The 15237-nt window shown below is 62.5% G+C and carries 12 protein-coding genes and 3 pseudogenes; 5 read left to right on the forward strand and 10 right to left on the reverse strand.

The window, feature by feature from the left end; translation table 11 throughout:
* Position 1: 1 nt before the first annotated feature.
* The 6 genes from rfaE2 to IPI01_12995 all read right to left on the reverse strand — a co-directional run bounded on the left by rfaE2 (position 2) and on the right by IPI01_12995 (position 5684).
* Positions 2-505 carry a D-glycero-beta-D-manno-heptose 1-phosphate adenylyltransferase gene (rfaE2, locus tag IPI01_12970; GenBank protein ID MBK7258686.1) on the reverse strand — a complete coding sequence of 168 codons (504 nt, stop codon included), beginning with the start codon at positions 503-505 and terminating at the stop codon, positions 2-4.
* Entirely contained in the window at positions 505-1515 is a 1011-nt protein-coding gene (gene rfaE1, locus IPI01_12975; protein ID MBK7258687.1) for a D-glycero-beta-D-manno-heptose-7-phosphate kinase, read from the reverse strand. The genes rfaE2 and rfaE1 overlap by 1 nt, the downstream gene beginning before the upstream one ends.
* A 50-nt stretch (positions 1516-1565) precedes the next feature.
* Positions 1566-2126 (reverse strand): shikimate kinase, encoded by a 561-nt coding sequence (locus IPI01_12980; GenBank protein ID MBK7258688.1) that lies wholly within the window; start codon positions 2124-2126, stop codon positions 1566-1568.
* Positions 2123-2830, reverse strand: a complete 708-nt coding sequence (locus tag IPI01_12985; GenBank protein ID MBK7258689.1) for a methyltransferase domain-containing protein — start codon at positions 2828-2830, stop codon at positions 2123-2125. The genes IPI01_12980 and IPI01_12985 overlap by 4 nt, the downstream gene beginning before the upstream one ends.
* The gene (locus IPI01_12990; GenBank protein ID MBK7258690.1) at positions 2808-3236 is read right to left on the reverse strand and encodes a hypothetical protein; all 429 of its coding nucleotides are present in this window, start codon (positions 3234-3236) and stop codon (positions 2808-2810) included. The genes IPI01_12985 and IPI01_12990 overlap by 23 nt, the downstream gene beginning before the upstream one ends.
* A gap of 312 nt (positions 3237-3548) precedes the next feature.
* A complete protein-coding gene (locus IPI01_12995; GenBank protein ID MBK7258691.1) occupies positions 3549-5684 on the reverse strand; it encodes a peptidylprolyl isomerase in 2136 nt (711 codons plus the stop codon).
* Between the two features lie 219 nt (positions 5685-5903).
* Between IPI01_12995 and secD the strand changes: the two genes are divergently transcribed.
* The 5 genes and pseudogenes from secD (at position 5904) to IPI01_13020 (ending at position 11559) form a co-directional block, all read left to right on the forward strand.
* The gene (gene secD, locus IPI01_13000; protein ID MBK7258692.1) at positions 5904-7697 is read left to right on the forward strand and encodes a protein translocase subunit SecD; all 1794 of its coding nucleotides are present in this window, start codon (positions 5904-5906) and stop codon (positions 7695-7697) included.
* 24 nt (positions 7698-7721) lie between these two features.
* Positions 7722-8639 carry a protein translocase subunit SecF gene (secF, locus tag IPI01_13005; GenBank protein MBK7258693.1) on the forward strand — a complete coding sequence of 306 codons (918 nt, stop codon included), beginning with the start codon at positions 7722-7724 and terminating at the stop codon, positions 8637-8639.
* Between the two features lie 25 nt (positions 8640-8664).
* Positions 8665-9006, forward strand: a complete 342-nt coding sequence (locus tag IPI01_13010; GenBank protein ID MBK7258694.1) for an STAS domain-containing protein — start codon at positions 8665-8667, stop codon at positions 9004-9006.
* An 89-nt stretch (positions 9007-9095) separates the two neighbouring features.
* Positions 9096-10347 (forward strand): annotated as a pseudogene (locus IPI01_13015) (adenylosuccinate synthase).
* A gap of 63 nt (positions 10348-10410) precedes the next feature.
* Positions 10411-11559: pseudogene (locus tag IPI01_13020) on the forward strand (HAMP domain-containing histidine kinase).
* A 90-nt stretch (positions 11560-11649) separates the two neighbouring features.
* Here the strand turns inward: IPI01_13020 and IPI01_13025 are convergent.
* The 4 genes and pseudogenes from IPI01_13025 to IPI01_13040 all read right to left on the reverse strand — a co-directional run bounded on the left by IPI01_13025 (position 11650) and on the right by IPI01_13040 (position 14730).
* Positions 11650-12353: pseudogene (locus IPI01_13025) on the reverse strand (uracil-DNA glycosylase).
* Positions 12284-12571: a hypothetical protein gene (locus tag IPI01_13030; protein ID MBK7258695.1), complete on the reverse strand. Its 288-nt coding sequence runs from the start codon at positions 12569-12571 to the stop codon at positions 12284-12286. The pseudogene IPI01_13025 and the gene IPI01_13030 overlap by 70 nt, the downstream one beginning before the upstream one ends.
* A 378-nt stretch (positions 12572-12949) precedes the next feature.
* Positions 12950-13522: an insulinase family protein gene (locus IPI01_13035; GenBank protein ID MBK7258696.1), complete on the reverse strand. Its 573-nt coding sequence runs from the start codon at positions 13520-13522 to the stop codon at positions 12950-12952.
* A 656-nt stretch (positions 13523-14178) separates the two neighbouring features.
* Positions 14179-14730: an insulinase family protein gene (locus tag IPI01_13040; GenBank protein ID MBK7258697.1), complete on the reverse strand. Its 552-nt coding sequence runs from the start codon at positions 14728-14730 to the stop codon at positions 14179-14181.
* Positions 14731-15237 lie beyond the last annotated feature (507 nt).

The raw sequence follows: 15237 nt of genomic DNA on the forward strand, positions 1-15237 counted from the left end.
ATCACCGTGCAGGTGCCGGATCCGTCGGGCCATGGTACACATCGAGGACACGTTGAATGACATTCGTGGTGGACCGGCCTTTGGTGAGACGGATGCGGCGGACCGAACCGCCATGGGCTTCCACGATGTCGCCGCCAACGATCTCACCCTTCTTCCAGTCAGCACCTTTCACAAGCACATCCGGTATCAATGTACGGATCAGCCGCTCGGGCGTATCATCCCCGAACAGCACAACATAGTCGACACAGCCCAGCGCGGCCAGCACTTCGGCACGGTCGCGGTTGGGATTGATCGGGCGCTTCGGCCCTTTGATGCGGCGGATGGAGGCGTCGGTGTTCAACCCAACGATCAGCACGTCGCCCAGTTTCCGCGCCGCCTGCAGGTACGCCACATGCCCGCGATGGAGGATATCGAAGGTCCCGTTGGTGAAGACCACGGTCTTCCGCTTCTTCTTCAGCGTGTGACGCATGCGCTGCATGGCCACCGTGGAGAGGATCACGCCCATCAGTGCTTCCCTCCCTGTCGTGTAAATATGAGTGCCGACGCACGGAGTTCGTCCGGACGGACCGGGACGATCCCTACTGCTCCAACAACCACGCCGCTCGCGCAGTTCGCCAGGGTACAGGCTTCCCGCATCGTCGCCCCGCCCGCCAGCGCCATGGTGAGCGTGGCGATCACCGTATCGCCCGCGCCGGAAACGTCCTGTACGTTCGTGGCAATGGTCGGCGTGTGCGTGATGGTGCCATCCGACTCGAACAGCGACATCCCGTCCTCGCCGCGCGTGAGCAGCACATTCTCTGCGCGGAGCACATCGAGCAGCTGCCTGCCGGCACGTTCGATATCCTGGACGGTCGTGAGCCGGCCGCCCAGGGCCTCTTCCGCTTCGCGGCGGTTCGGCTTGAACACGGTCACATTCCTGTACTCCAGGAAGTTGTCGAACTTCGGGTCCACGGTGACCGGCACCTTGTTCGCACGCGCAAGGGCGATCACCTCTTCGATCAGCTCCTTGCTCAGGACACCCTTATTATAGTCTTCCAGCACGATGCCGTCCAGCCGCGCGATCTCTGCCCGCAGGACATCCATCATCGCTATGCGCAACGCAGGGGCGCACGGCATTTTCGATTCGTTGTCGATGCGCACCACATGCTGGCTCTGCGCGATGACGCGGGTCTTGATCGTTGTTGGCCGGGCAGCGTCCCGGATGATGCCGTGCGTGGGGAACCCCTGCTCGCGCACCAGATCGACAAGCATTTCGCCGGTATGGTCATTCCCGATCAATCCGACCAGGATCGGCACACCGCCGAGCGCATGGATGTTGTTCGCAACGTTCGCCGCACCGCCGAGGCGTGCGGATTCCGATTCGACCTCGACGACGGGAACGGGCGCCTCGGGGGAAACGCGGCGCACGGTGCCCCAGGTGTAACGGTCGACCATCAGGTCGCCGAGGACGGCGATCCGCTTCCCCGCGAACGTTGCGAGGAGCGCATCAAGGTATTCTTCAGTGAATGTGGTCATAAGGCTCTGGAATCAATATAGATATGCCGGCTGCCAGACGCAAGGAGGGCTCATTTCAGGACGGGCATGAGCATCCGTACCAGATGGTCCACCGTCAGGCCCAACCGCTGCTCGTCCGCGAACACGATGATATCCGCCCGCTCGTACAGCGGTTCCCGCCTGGTGAACAGGGCCATCATTCGTTCGCGCAGGGCTGCCTCGGGGAGACGGTTCCCGCTCTCGTCCATGAGGAGCGGACGATCGGTCTTGTACTGGAGGCGCTTGAGGAGCTCCTCCGGCGGCACCTTCAAATAGATGAGGATCCCGGAACGGGCGATGCTCTCGAACGCCGCGGGTTCCGCCAGCGTACCGCCACCGAGCGCGACCACCATCTTATCGCGCGTGGCGAGTTCTTCCAGCACCGCGAACTCTTCGCCGCGGAAGTACTGTTCGCCGTCCTCCTCGAAGAGGCGCTTCACGGACTTGTCGTTCCGCTGTTCGATGAGCCGGTCGAGGTCCGAGAACTGATAGCCGATGGAGTTCGCCAGGATCGGGCCGATGGTGCTCTTGCCGCACCCCATGAACCCGGTGAGGAAGATCCTGCCCCTCCGCGGACGCAGATCCGTGGTCATGCTTCACCTGCGGGGCGGAGGCGTGCGATGCGCACGGTGGAGGTCCTGCCGCGGCGTTCAACGGTGCGCACATCGAGGTCCACGCGCCAGCCGTCCTTCGCCGCCAGCGCAAAGAAATCCTGGCCAAGGGTGCGGTCGGGTTCGGCAAGCCAGGCTTCGCCACCGGCGCTGACCGTTGCACGGAGGCACGCGAGGAGCGGGATGAAGTTGCGCCGTTCATACACGATGTCCGCACCGAGCACGACATCGCAGGAACCGAACTCCTCCGGCGCGCGCCAGTCGCCGGTGCGGAACGAGCAACGCGCGAATTGTTCCGGCGTCAGGTTCTCATGCGCGTTCCATTCGGCAAAGGCCATCGCATCGGCTTCGTAATCCGAGAGAAGCACGCGTGCACCGGCAGCAGCGGCGCAGATGCCGGTGAGCCCGAGGCCGCATCCGAGATCGAGCACACGCTTCCCCGCGAGGTCCGGCGATGTGAGGCACCGTTCCGCAAGGACGAGCGCGGAGGTCCAGAGCTCGGCCCAGTACGGCAGGCGTTCATCGATGGCGAACGTGGCGGGGGTAACGGCGTCGAGCAGGACGTTGGGATCGCGCACGGTCAGGATCCGGAAGGAACGGCCACCGATGTGGTGTTCGCCGATGACCGTGTCGAAGCGGGAGCGGATGCCCCGGGGAGTATCGTCAGAAACTGTATGCTGCTCCAAGCTGAATGACCATCCCATCCGAATGAATGCGTGACTCCAATGGCTTGCCGGGGAGTGTGACCTGGGTAGCGCCATAGCGGACGGACGGCGTTGCGAAAGCGTTGACCGCTTCGAACTGCGCATCGCGGAATTTCAATTCCGCGGACAGCGAGAACGCCTCGGTGAACCGGTAGTGGACGCCACCGAGGACATGGATGCCGTACCCCGTGCGTGATGCCGTCGATGCGGCAGAGGCACCGGCGAGCACATACCGCCGTTCGCCAAAGTACATCCCCGCACCTGCACCCATGAACACACCGAACGCGCCGTCCGTGATCGGGATGTGAAAGTATCCCGTCACTTCCACGGGCACGAGCCAGTACCCGTCCTCTTCCGGTACGGTGCGGCCGGCTCCCCACGCGAACATCCTGCGTTGCGCTGCTGATGATGCGGTCGGCGGAGACGCCCACGGAGAGCATCGAGCCCGGGATGCGGTAGCGCAGCTCGGCGCCGTAGCCGAAGACATCCGTGAACGACGTGGACCGGGAGCGTGCCACCGGATCGGATGCGTAGGGGTTCAGGAAGAGATGCCCGAGCGTCGAGAGATTCCCCTTGAGGACGACTGAAAACGCGCGCTCCTGCGCCGTTCCGTACAGGAACGGGCAGGAGCACACAACCATTGTCAAGAAGCAGTGAACGAATGACCCGCATCGCTTCACCCTTCCCTCACAGGCGGGTCTCAGCGGAAGAACTGATCCCGGTGGTCTTCAATATCCGCCTTCTCTTTGAGCGAGGTCAGCCAGTCAGAGAGGAAGCGGTTCCTCTTCTCCTGCAGCAGGCGCGACTTGATCATATCGCGCTGCATATTGTACGCGGACGAATCGAACGGCGTCACGGTGAGCAACTGGACCAGGAACGCGCCGCGCGTATTCTTCACCACCGGCGAGATCTGTCCGGGCTGCAGCGAGGCGACCGTTCCGAGGAACGACGGCTCGCGGCCAACGCCGGGGACCATGCCACCGAGCGTGAACGACGGGATCTCCTGCACGGGGATCGCCGGGTTGATCGACGTGACCTTGCGCAGGCTGTCGCCCTGTGCCAGCTTCGCACGCACCTCATCCGCCATCACCTTCGTCTTCGCGATCTTCTTCTCGCGCAGCGCGAGCGGACGGATGGCATCCTTCAGTTCATCCAGCGGACGGACGCCCGCGTCCTTGATCTCGGCGACCGTCAGGACCGCATAGCCTCCGGGGATCGTGTACGGCTCGCTCACATCGCCCACCTTGGACTTGAAGGCCCAGCGGGTCACGCCCTGATGCACGCCGATGCCGGGGATCACCGCGCTCTTCTCCTGGATCTGCGCGTCCTTCACCTCGAAGCCCATCTGCTGTGCTTCGGGGCCGAACGACGTCTCGCGGGAGTTGAACGCGAAGTCCTTGGCGCGGTCGAACAATTCGTTCTTCGTCTGGCTGCTCGTCTCGATCTTGATCGCGAGATGCGACAGCTTCAGTTCACGCGCGTCGCGTGCGTGGACCTTGATGATATGGAGGCCATACGGGGTGCGGATGGGGCCGACCACCTGTCCGGGCTTTGCGCCGAACGCGGCCTTCTCGAACTCCGGCACCATGCGGTTCTTGCCGAACCAGCCCATATCGCCGCCGCGCTGCGCCGACCCGAAGTCTTTCGAGTACTGCCGCGCCAGGATGACGAAGTCCTTGCCCGACTGGATCTCGCGCATCAGGGTCTTCGCGAGCGCATAGATCTGTGCGGTATCGCCGCCCTGCTCGAAGGAGAGCAGGATATGGCTTGCATGCACGAAATCTTCCTTGCCCTGGCGCTGGTCGAGGACCTTCACCAGATGGAAGCCGTCCTGGTCCTGCACCGGCCCGACGACCGAGCCTTTCGGGGCGCCAAACACCACGCCATCGAGCACCGTGCTCAGTTCGCCGTGGCGGAACCATGCACCGCTGTCCGGCTTGCCGGTGAACGTGTTCACGAGCTCGATGAAGTCCGCACCCTCGGCGGCCTTCTTCGCCGCGTCATCGATGTCCTGCTTCCGCATCGACGAGTCGCTGGCCGACGGTTTCTCGAGGAAGAGCACGTACTGGAGCTTGCGGGTCGGCTCAACCTTGTACTGATCGAGGTTCTCGTCGTAGTAGGTCTTGATGTCGGTATCGGTCACCTGCACGTCGGCGTCGGGCACGAGTGCGCCGGCATCGAACGGAGCATAGAGGACGCTGTACCGGCGGGTCTGATCGTTGTAGCGCTGCTGGAGTTCGCCTTCGCTGACGCGGACCGAGGCAAGGATGACGCTCTGGAGCTTTTCCTGCACGCGGCGCTGGCGGAGGTTGGACTCATACTGCTTGAGCCACTTCGATCCGAATTCCTGGTCGCGGCCTTCGGGGTCCTGAATGAACTGGTTCGGGTTCGCAAGGAACTGCTCGAACACGTCGCGGCGGAACTGGCCCGTCGAGTCGGTGAAGTTCCTCTTCAGGTCCTCGGGCGGATTGTCGCCGCGCACCCACTCCACGAGCTCCTGATCCGTCACGGTCAGTCCGAGGCGCTGGACCTCTGCCTCGACGAGGTGCTGGGTCACCAGATTGTCCCACACCTGTTCGCGGATCTGAACCATCTGGTTCTCATCAGGCTCCGTGCCGCTCTGCGCCTTCTGATTGTCCGAGAGTTGCTTCACGAGTTCCGTGAACTGTGTGTACTTGATTTCGGTACCGTTGATGGATCCGATGACATCGGACTGGCCTCCGCGCATGCCGAGGTAGTCCATCCCCCATTCGAAGACGATGGTGATGACGAACGCGATGAGGAGTCCGAACAGAACGTAAGGCATGCTGTCACGCATGCGGGTCATGATAGGCATAGGGAGAAACGAGCTCCTTGAAACGGGAATACACGTGATATGCTTGAAAATATACGGCAAGTGCGCCGGAAAAGCAATCATTTTTATTGACTTTTCGGGGGGTTGCTCGTATATTTATGGGCTTCATTACGAGTCCCCGAACGCTTTCCCCCGGAGGTTGCAGTGCTCAACAAGTACAAAACACCGATACTCATCACTCTGGCCGCAGTGGCCCTTGCGATGTACTTCCTGTACCCGACGTACAAGGATAGTGAGATGCGCAAGGAGTTGGCCGGGTTACGTGGTGCGGACAGTCTGGCGTACCTCGAGAAGCATGATGCCGAGATCCGCGAGAACCGCGCAAAGCGGGTCAAGCTGGGCCTCGACCTGCAGGGCGGCATGCGCGTCGTCCTCGAGGTCAACGTCCTCAAGCTTATCGAAGACCTCGGTAAGAATAGAGACGAGGTCTACACCCAGATCATGAAAGAGGTCCGCGAAGAGACCCGCCGTTCCGACGAGTCCCCCGTGGTCATCCTCCGCCGCAAGTTCGAAGAGCGTCAGATCCGCATGAGCCGGTACTACGGCAGCCTGCGGGACGACAACGACAAGATCGCGGCATATCTGGAGGACGAGGCGAAGAAGGCGATCGACCGCGGCATGGAGATCGTCGGCAACCGCGTCGACCAGTACGGCGTGTCCGAACCCGTGATCCAGAAACTCGGCGGCACCCGCATCAACGTTGAACTTCCGGGCGTCAGCAAAGAAGCCGAAGTCCGCTCCCTGCTGCAGGGAACCGCACTCCTCGAATTCAAGCTGCTCAAAGAACCCGAGGTCGCCTACCGTATCATGACCGCCGTGGACCTCGCGATCGCGGCAGCAACGACCGACACCACCGATACGACCGCGACCTTCGCGGCCGCGGACGACACGACGAAGATCTCGACCCCCGAAGGGGAGATGACCGCCGCCCAGTTCTCCCGGAAACACCCCTTCTTCACCGTCGCCCTGGTGAACCCGCAGTATCCGGGCGAAGCCATGGTCCAGGAAGAGAACCGCGACAAGATCCGGCGCTGGCTGGAGATCGAAAGCGTGCAGCGCGCGATCCCCAACGATGTGCAGTTCGTGTGGAGCGCCAAGGCGCGTCCGGTCGAGGACGGCAAGAAATTCTATACGCTGTACCCCGTGAAGCGGAATGCGGAACTGACCGGCGGCGTGATCACCAATGCGCGCGCCACCCTCGATCCGGGCTTCAATCAGCCGGTCGTGACGATGGAAATGAACAGCGAAGGCTCACGGCAGTGGGGACAGATCACGGGCGCCAACATCGGCAAGCGCATCGCGATCGTCCTGGATGACGCCGTGTTCTCCGCACCGGTGGTGCGCGGCAAGATCACCGGCGGCCATTCCCAGATCGAAGGCATGGACAACCTCGACGAGGCACGCCTCCTCGAGATCGTCCTGAAGGCCGGCGCCCTCCCCGCTCCCGTCGAGATCATCGAACAGAGGTCCATCGGACCGTCACTGGGCGAAGATTCGATCCGTACGGGCATCTTCTCGTCCGTGCTGGCAACGGTCCTGACCATCATCTTCATGGCGGTCTACTACCGGACCGGTGGCATGGTCGCCGACGTTGCGGTGGTGTTCTGCCTCCTGTTCCTGGTGGCCGTCCTCGCAGCGTTCCAGGGCACGCTCACCCTCCCCGGCATCGCGGGTATCATCCTGACGCTGGCGGTGGCGGTGGACGCGAACGTGCTGATCTACGAGCGTATCCGCGAAGAAGCCGCCACGGGCAAGACGCTCCGCGCCGCGATCGATGCGGGCTATGAGAAGGCGTTCAGCGCCATCTTCGACTCGAACCTGACGACCTTCATCTCAGGTGTCATTCTGTTCCAGTTCGGCTCCGGTCCGGTCCAGGGCTTTGCACTTACCCTGATGATCGGTATCGTCGCCAGTATGTTCAGCGCCATCTACATCACGCGCATGATCTTCAACATGCTGACAGACAAATACGGATCAAAAGTTTCCTTCGGTTAATCGACTACTCGGGAGATCTCAGTAATGCGTCTGTTCGGCAAAACGAACATCGATTTCATGAAGATGCGGAAGACCTGGTACATGGTCTCCCTCAGCGTCATCCTCATCGGGATGGTGTCCCTCTTCATCAAAGGTGTCGACTACGGCATCGATTTCCTCGGCGGCACAGAACTCATCGTCCAGTTCACCGAACCTGTTCAGATCGGTGATGTACGGTCAGCGATGGACCGCGTCGGCCTCGGCCGTTCCGAGATCAAGACCTTCGGCAGCCCGCGCGACATCCTCGTGCGGACGGTCGAGCAGGCGGAAGGGAATGTGATCGGCGATAAGATGCAGGGCGCGCTGAAAGAACAGTTCCCGTCGAACCCGTACACGGTGCTCAAGGAAGACAAGATCGGGCCGAAGATCGGCGCGGAGCTGCGGACGAACGCGATGTATGCGATCGTCGCATCTCTCATCGCGATCTGGCTCTACATCGGGTTCCGGTTCAAGTTCACCTACGGCGTTGGCGCGGTGGTCGCGCTGTTCCACGACGTCCTGGTAACCCTCGGCATGATCTCGATCTTCGACGGTGTCTTCAACCTCGAGATCTCGCAGAACATGGTCGCGGCGTTCCTGACCCTCGTCGGCCTCTCGGTGAACGACACCGTCGTGATCTTCGACCGTATCCGCGAGAACCAGAAGATCTTCCGCAGCATGCCGCTGACGGATCTGATCAACAAGAGTCTGAACGAGACCCTGAGCCGCACCATCATCACATCCGGCACGATCTTCATCGTGCTCGTCGTGATGCTGATCTTCGGCGGCGAGGTGATCCGCGGGTTCTCGTTCGCGCTCACCATTGGCATCGTCACCGGTACGTATTCGTCGATCTACATGGCAAGCGCGGTCGTCCTCGAATGGTCGCTGCGCACACGCAAGGATGCGAAGCTCATCGATTGAGTCGTTCCACCACGCGGAGAAGCCTATGAAGTCCTCGGTGAGTGAACATGGCAGCGTGACCGCCGTCCACCTGGAAGGCAACCTGATGGGCGGCCCCGATGCCACCGCGTTGAACAGCAAGCTGCATGAGCTGGTCGATGCAGGCCGCAAGCAGGTGGTCGTGGACCTGAAGGGCGTCGAGTTCATCAACAGTTCGGGACTCGGACTCCTGATCGGTGGTGCAAGTCTTCTCAAGAATGCCGGCGGCGGACTCAAATTGGCCTGCGCATCGGAGAAGATCACCGCGCTGATCAAGATCACCCGGCTCGGACCGGTGTTCGAATCGTTCGCCTCGGTGGACGATGCCGTGATAAGTTTCACGAAGTGACGGGTCCTGCCCGTCACGCCTCCGGCCCTTCCCTGTGCGGGGCCGGAGTTTTTTTTGCCCCTTGTTTCTCCATTGTAGGGTGAACCATCATGCCTGTTCAGATCATCCTCGGCGCCCAGTGGGGCGATGAAGGCAAAGGTAAGGTCGTTGACATGCTCGCGGAAAAGGCCGATGTCGTCGCCCGCTACCAGGGCGGCGCCAATGCCGGGCCATACCGTGTGCATCGGCGACAAGCAGTACGTCCTGCACCTCCTCCCCTCCGGGATGTTCCATGAATCCTGCATTTGCGTCATCGGCAACGGCGTCGTCATCGACCCCGCCGCCCTCATGGGAGAGATCGGACAGCTGGAAGCGGCCGGCATCCGCGTGGAAGGCCGCCTGCTCATCAGCCATAACGCCCACCTGATCATGCCGTACCACAAACAGCTCGATGTGATCCGCGAGCAGACCAGCGCGCGCATCGGCACCACCGGGCGCGGCATCGGGCCGGCGTACATCGACAAGTTCATGCGGGCAGGCATCCGCATCGTGGACCTCCTCGACCGCGATACGCTCGCGCGCAAGCTGAAGGCGAACATCGAGGAGAAGAACCAGATCCTCACGAAGGTCTACGGCGAAACGAAGATCGACGTGGATGCCATCATCAATGAATACCAGGAATTCGATCAGAAGATCGACGAGTACATCACCGACACGTCGCTGTATCTGTGGCAGGTGCTGCGCGACGGGAAGCGCGTGATCGCGGAAGGTGCCCAGGGCGCTCTGCTGGATGTCGACCATGGCACCTATCCGTTCGTCACATCCTCCAACCCGACCTCCGGCGGCGCTTGCACCGGACTCGGCATTCCGCCCACCGCCGTCACCGATGTGATCGGGGTGGCCAAAGCGTATTGTACACGCGTGGGCGACGGGCCGTTCCCGACCGAGCTCAACGACGCCACGGGTACGCGGTTGCGTGAATCCGGCCATGAGTTCGGCGCCACCACCGGACGCCCGCGCCGCTGCGGCTGGTACGATGCGGTCGCGATGCAGTACTCCACACGCATCAACGGGATCAGCAAACTGGTCGTCACCAAACTCGACGTGCTCGACGGTTTCGACGAGGTGCGGATGTGCACGGGCTACGAGGTGGCAGGCAGACGCCTCCGCTCCTTCCCGTCGGATGTGCGGACGCTCGAAGGCGTGCGGCCATTGTATGAATCGTTCGAAGGGTGGAAGACACCGACCGCCGGCGCGACAACGTATGAGGAACTCCCGCGGCAGGCGAAGGCGTACCTGACCGCCCTGGCGCGCTATACCGGCGCTCCGCTCTGGCTCGTCTCCGTGGGGCCGCGCCGCGACTCCGGTCGCTGTTTCTGGCCTCAGGAACGCCGCTACCACGGACGGGGCTTTATCTCGGTGAGCATGCCCGCAACAGGACTCCCGATCGGACGCGCAGGTAATTTCCGCATCCTCCTGCTGGTCCTCGCATCGGCCTTTGTCATCGCCCTCCTGCTCTTCTCGCAGCGCATCACCGACCAGCTCCTCACGCGCGAACGGGAGATCGTCGCCCTCTATGCGCGCTCGCTGGAGTATGTCGCCAGCAACGACCCGAACGCCGGCGACCTCACCTTCGCCTTCGAAGTGATCCGCGCGATCGACTTCCCCATGGTGCTCACCGATACCCTGAACACCATGCAGTACTTCAAGAACATCGACACCGCGGGGCTCACACCGGAAGCGAAGGACGCGCTCTTCGCGCGGCTCATCACCGCAATGGACGAGCAGAACCACCCGATCCGCGTGGCGATCAACGATACCCTGGTCGTGAACTATGTGCACTACGGCGAATCCGACCTGATCCGGCAACTCCGCTGGCTCCCGGTGAGCGAACTCGCCATCGCGATGGTCTTCATCCTCATCGCCTACATCGGCTTCAGCTACATCAAGCGGAGCGAACAGAGCAATATCTGGGTCGGCATGGCGAAGGAGACCGCCCACCAGCTCGGCACGCCGCTCTCCAGCCTCATGGGATGGATGGAACGGCTCCGCCTGGATGCGGCCAGCTCTCCGCGCATCGTGGAGACGGTGAGCGAGATGGAGCACGATGTCTCGCGGCTGAACAAGGTGGCGGCGCGCTTCTCCAAGATCGGCTCCACGCCGAACCTCAAGGAAGAGAACATCAACGAGGTGATCGAAGGCGTGATCGGCTACATCGCGAAGCGCATCCCGCGCTCCGGCAAGCGGGTGGAGCTCGTGATCGAGACGCCGGGGACGTTCACGGCGCGGATCAACCGCGAGCTGTTCGAGTGGGTGATCGAGAACCTGATGAAGAATGCGCTGGATGCGATGGAAGGGAGCGATGGGAAGATCGGCTTCGCGCTCTCGCGCGTGAACGGGCGGGTGTACATCGATGTCTCGGACACCGGGAAGGGCATCGACCCGAAACTCCACAAGGAGATCTTCCGCCCGGGCTACAGCACCAAGAAGCGCGGCTGGGGTCTCGGCCTTACGCTCGCCAAGCGCATCATCGAGGAATACCACAAGGGCAAACTCTTCGTGCGCCAGAGTGCTCTTGGGCAGGTACGACGTTCCGGATACGTCTCGACTTTGAAGATCACGTGGGGGCGGTGCATGACCATCCCCACATGCCACGATGCCGTATCAGATGTTTGTAGGGCGGTGAATCACGCATTCAAATATTACCGCAACTTGCGGCCTTCTGCGGAACACATCCCGCAGCATCGGCCGGGTGAGCTTTCCCGTGAACGTATTCTGTTGCGAAGGGTGATACGTTCCCATGAAGACGTAGTCCCCGAGCCGATACACAACCCCGTGCCCGAACTTCGGCATGGCCTTGTACGTGATAAGCCCCATCTCTTTTGAACGCCTTCAACCCCGCCTCAAACCCGATCTTCCCCAACCCCACAACCACGCACGTTCGTCAGCAACCGGATCTCGTCCAGCAGGAACGAACGGCACATGAGGATCTCTTCCGGCAACGGCTTGTTGGCAGGCGGGGCACAACGTAATGCGGCAACGATGTAGCAGTCCTGCAGTGTCAACCTGTCGTCCACACCCACCGACTCCGGCTGGTTCGCGAACCCGGTCTCATGGAGGGCGCGCGCAAGCCACGACCCGCTCTCGTCCCCGGTGAACATCCGCCCTGTCCTGTTCCCGCCGTGCGCGGCAGGAGCAAGTCCCACCAGCAACACACGCGCCGCGGGATCCCCGAACCCGGGCAACGGCTTCCCCCAGTACTCCTCGCTCGTGTACTTGCGCTTCTTCTCCTTCGAGGTCAGCTCTCTCCACGCCACCAGCCGCGGACAGCGCCGGCATGCAATGATATGCCGGTGCAGAGCGCGCAGCCCCGCACCGGCATCATGGGAACGCTTCGCTGCCACTTCATCCCTTCAACGACGGGCGCCTTGCCGAGCACATCCTCGACCGTCAGGTTGGTGATCGGGGCCAGCTTCAACGCCGCGATCTTCGCCTCGATGGTCGCACGGTCGCCCACCAGCACGATCGACATCTTCGCGGGGTCGATATAGCGCTTCGCCACACGCTGCACATCGGCGGCGGTCACCGCTGGATGCGGCGCACATACTGCGAGAGTAATCGGCCGGGAGATCGTAGATCACCATCTCCTCCAGCTTGTCCGCCACGTCGCCACGGTCTGGAACTCCGCCGGGAACCCGAGCGCACGTAGTTCTTCGCACGATCCAGCTCCGCTTCAGGCACCTGCGTTGATCCCCGCATCTTCATGAACTCGAGCAGCGCCGGAATCCGTGACCGTGGACTGCACGCCCGAGGCCGCAAGGAACGGCCGGGCAGGACGCGGAACCCGAACGATGAGCCGGCACCGTACGCGTACCCGCCATGCTCCTCACGGCAGATTCTGATTGAGGCGCGAGCTGAACGAGCCGCCGAGGATGGTGTTCATCACCGTGATGGCGTAGGGCAGTCACTCCGTCGTGCGCGCCGCACCCACGCGGGCCGATACGGATCTCGGTCTGCGGCGCGCCCGGTTTGTCCACAATGGTGATGGCCCGCTTCTCGACCTGCACGATGGGCGGCAATGCCGGCGCGGCTGCCGCGTTCCCTCGCCATGCACCGAACGCCTTCTCAGCTTCTCCTTCATCTGCGCAACGGTCATCGCCGACAACGATAACGAAGGCATTCGCCGGCGGAAAGTACTGCGTGTGGAATGACGGAGGTCCTCCACCTTCATTGCGCGGATGGAGGCTTCATCGCCGGTCACCGGCACGCCGTAGGGATGCCCGGTCCCATACACCGAGCGGTTGAACGTCACCGACGCGAGCGACCGCGGCTCGTCGCGCCACTGCACGAGCGTGGTCAGCCGCGACTTCCTCTCGCTTGCAGTCGAGTTCCGTTCTGCGCGAACGCGGGACGCAGCGCAACGTCGGCCTGCAACGCGAACGCGGCGCATCGAGTTTCGAGACGGGCGCACCATCGACACGGACGAGGTGGGCATCCCCGCCGACACGCCGATCTGTGCACCGAGAATCGATGGCATCGGCAAGCTGGAGAGCGTCCGGCGTGCCGGCCCCTTCCATCATCATGGCGCTGGTCATGGAGGCGAGGCCGGCTTCCGTCCGCCGGGTCCATCGCCGGAGCCGGTGCGGACGACAGGGTCACCTGGACGAGCGGCACCTGGTGCCTCTCGAGGAGCGACCTGCAGGCCGTTGGAGAGCGTGAACTTCTCCGAACCGCGGCATGGTGAACGACGGTGTGGGGCCGGGCTTCGGCGGGCCACTCCGGTCGGGTTTCTGTGCATGAGCAACGGTGGCAGAGTCCGGCGATGAGAATGCCTGTGACAAGACTACGCAGGATGGTTCTCATGATCACTTCGCCTCCTTCCGGGCCGGCGAGCCGGCTCAGGTTTGCCTTTACGGTATCACGCTCAGCACAACGCGATTGTCGTCGCGCAGATACCGTCTGTGCGGCGGAACGGACATCGCCCGGATCCAGCACGGTACCGTGCAAGGTCCTCGTTGAAGTAGTCAGGGTTTACCGGTTTCGGTGAGATAGTTGTTGAGCCGGTCCACCTTGCCGCCGAACCCTCCCACGGATTCCAGACGGCGGAGGAAGCCCGCTTCGTACTGGTTCACGGCACGGTCGAGTCGCGCTGCGCCACGCCTTCCTGCAACAGCCGGTGCAGCTCTTCCGTGATCACTTTCTCCACTTCGGCCAGCGTGTGGCCGCGCGCGGCGTGGACACGATCTGGAAAGGCTGGAACCGAGGTGGGCCGAGCCCTGATACGCGCTCACGTCCTGCGCGATCTGGAGTTCGTACACGAGCGTTTGTAGAGCCGGGAGTTCTTCCCGCCGGCGAGAACGTTCGCCACGATATCCACTCGGCATCGCCCGGGGTGAAGATGGCCGGCGAGTGCCATGCCATATACAGCCGCGGGAGCTGCACCTTGTCCTCGAGGACGAGCCGCTTCTCCGTGCCGAGGAACGCCACCGGTGCGCCGGGAGGCGGCACGGGCGGACCCGCCGGAATGTCGCTGAACCATTTCTCGCTGAGTGCACGGGTCTTCACCGGGTCGATGTCGCCCCCGACGCTCAGGCTCGCATTGTTGGGGCCAGAGTTCTTGAAGAAATGCACGACGTCGTCGAAGCTCGCCGCGGACAGGTCTTCCATGGAGCCGATGGTCGGCCAGTGATACGGATGGTCGTCCGGATACAGGTTTCTCGTCGATGAGGATCGAGGACATGCCATACGGGTGGTTCTCATACGACTGCCGGCGTTCGTTCTTCACAACATCGCGCTGGCCGTCCACTTTGCGGGCGACATCGCATCCAGCAGGTAATCCCATGCGGTCCGACTCCACGAACAAGGCGAGTTCGAGCGCATTGACGGGACGTTGACCCAGTAGTTGGTGCGGTCGGAGCTGGTCGAGCCATTGTTGTCGCCGCCCGCCATCTTGAGCCAATGGTCGTACTTCTTCCGGCACATGGCCGGAGCCTTCGAACATGATGTGTCGAAGAGGTGGGCGAACCCGGTGCGGCGGGCTTTTCGCGGCCGGAGCCGACATGATAGTACACATTCACGGCCACGGTCGGGGTGGTGTGGTCCTCGTGCAGGATGACCGTGAGGCCGTTCGGCAGCGTGAACCGGGTATAAGGGAACGTTGATGCCTGTGTCTCCCGCGCCCGCAACCGACGCGGTGAGTGCAAGCGCCAAAAGGAGTCGCTTCATGAGGACCTCCGGGCTATTGGATCGGTA

It is taken from the genome of Ignavibacteriota bacterium (assembly GCA_016707525.1).
Classification (GTDB): domain Bacteria; phylum Bacteroidota; class Ignavibacteria; order UBA10030; family UBA6906; genus JAGDMK01.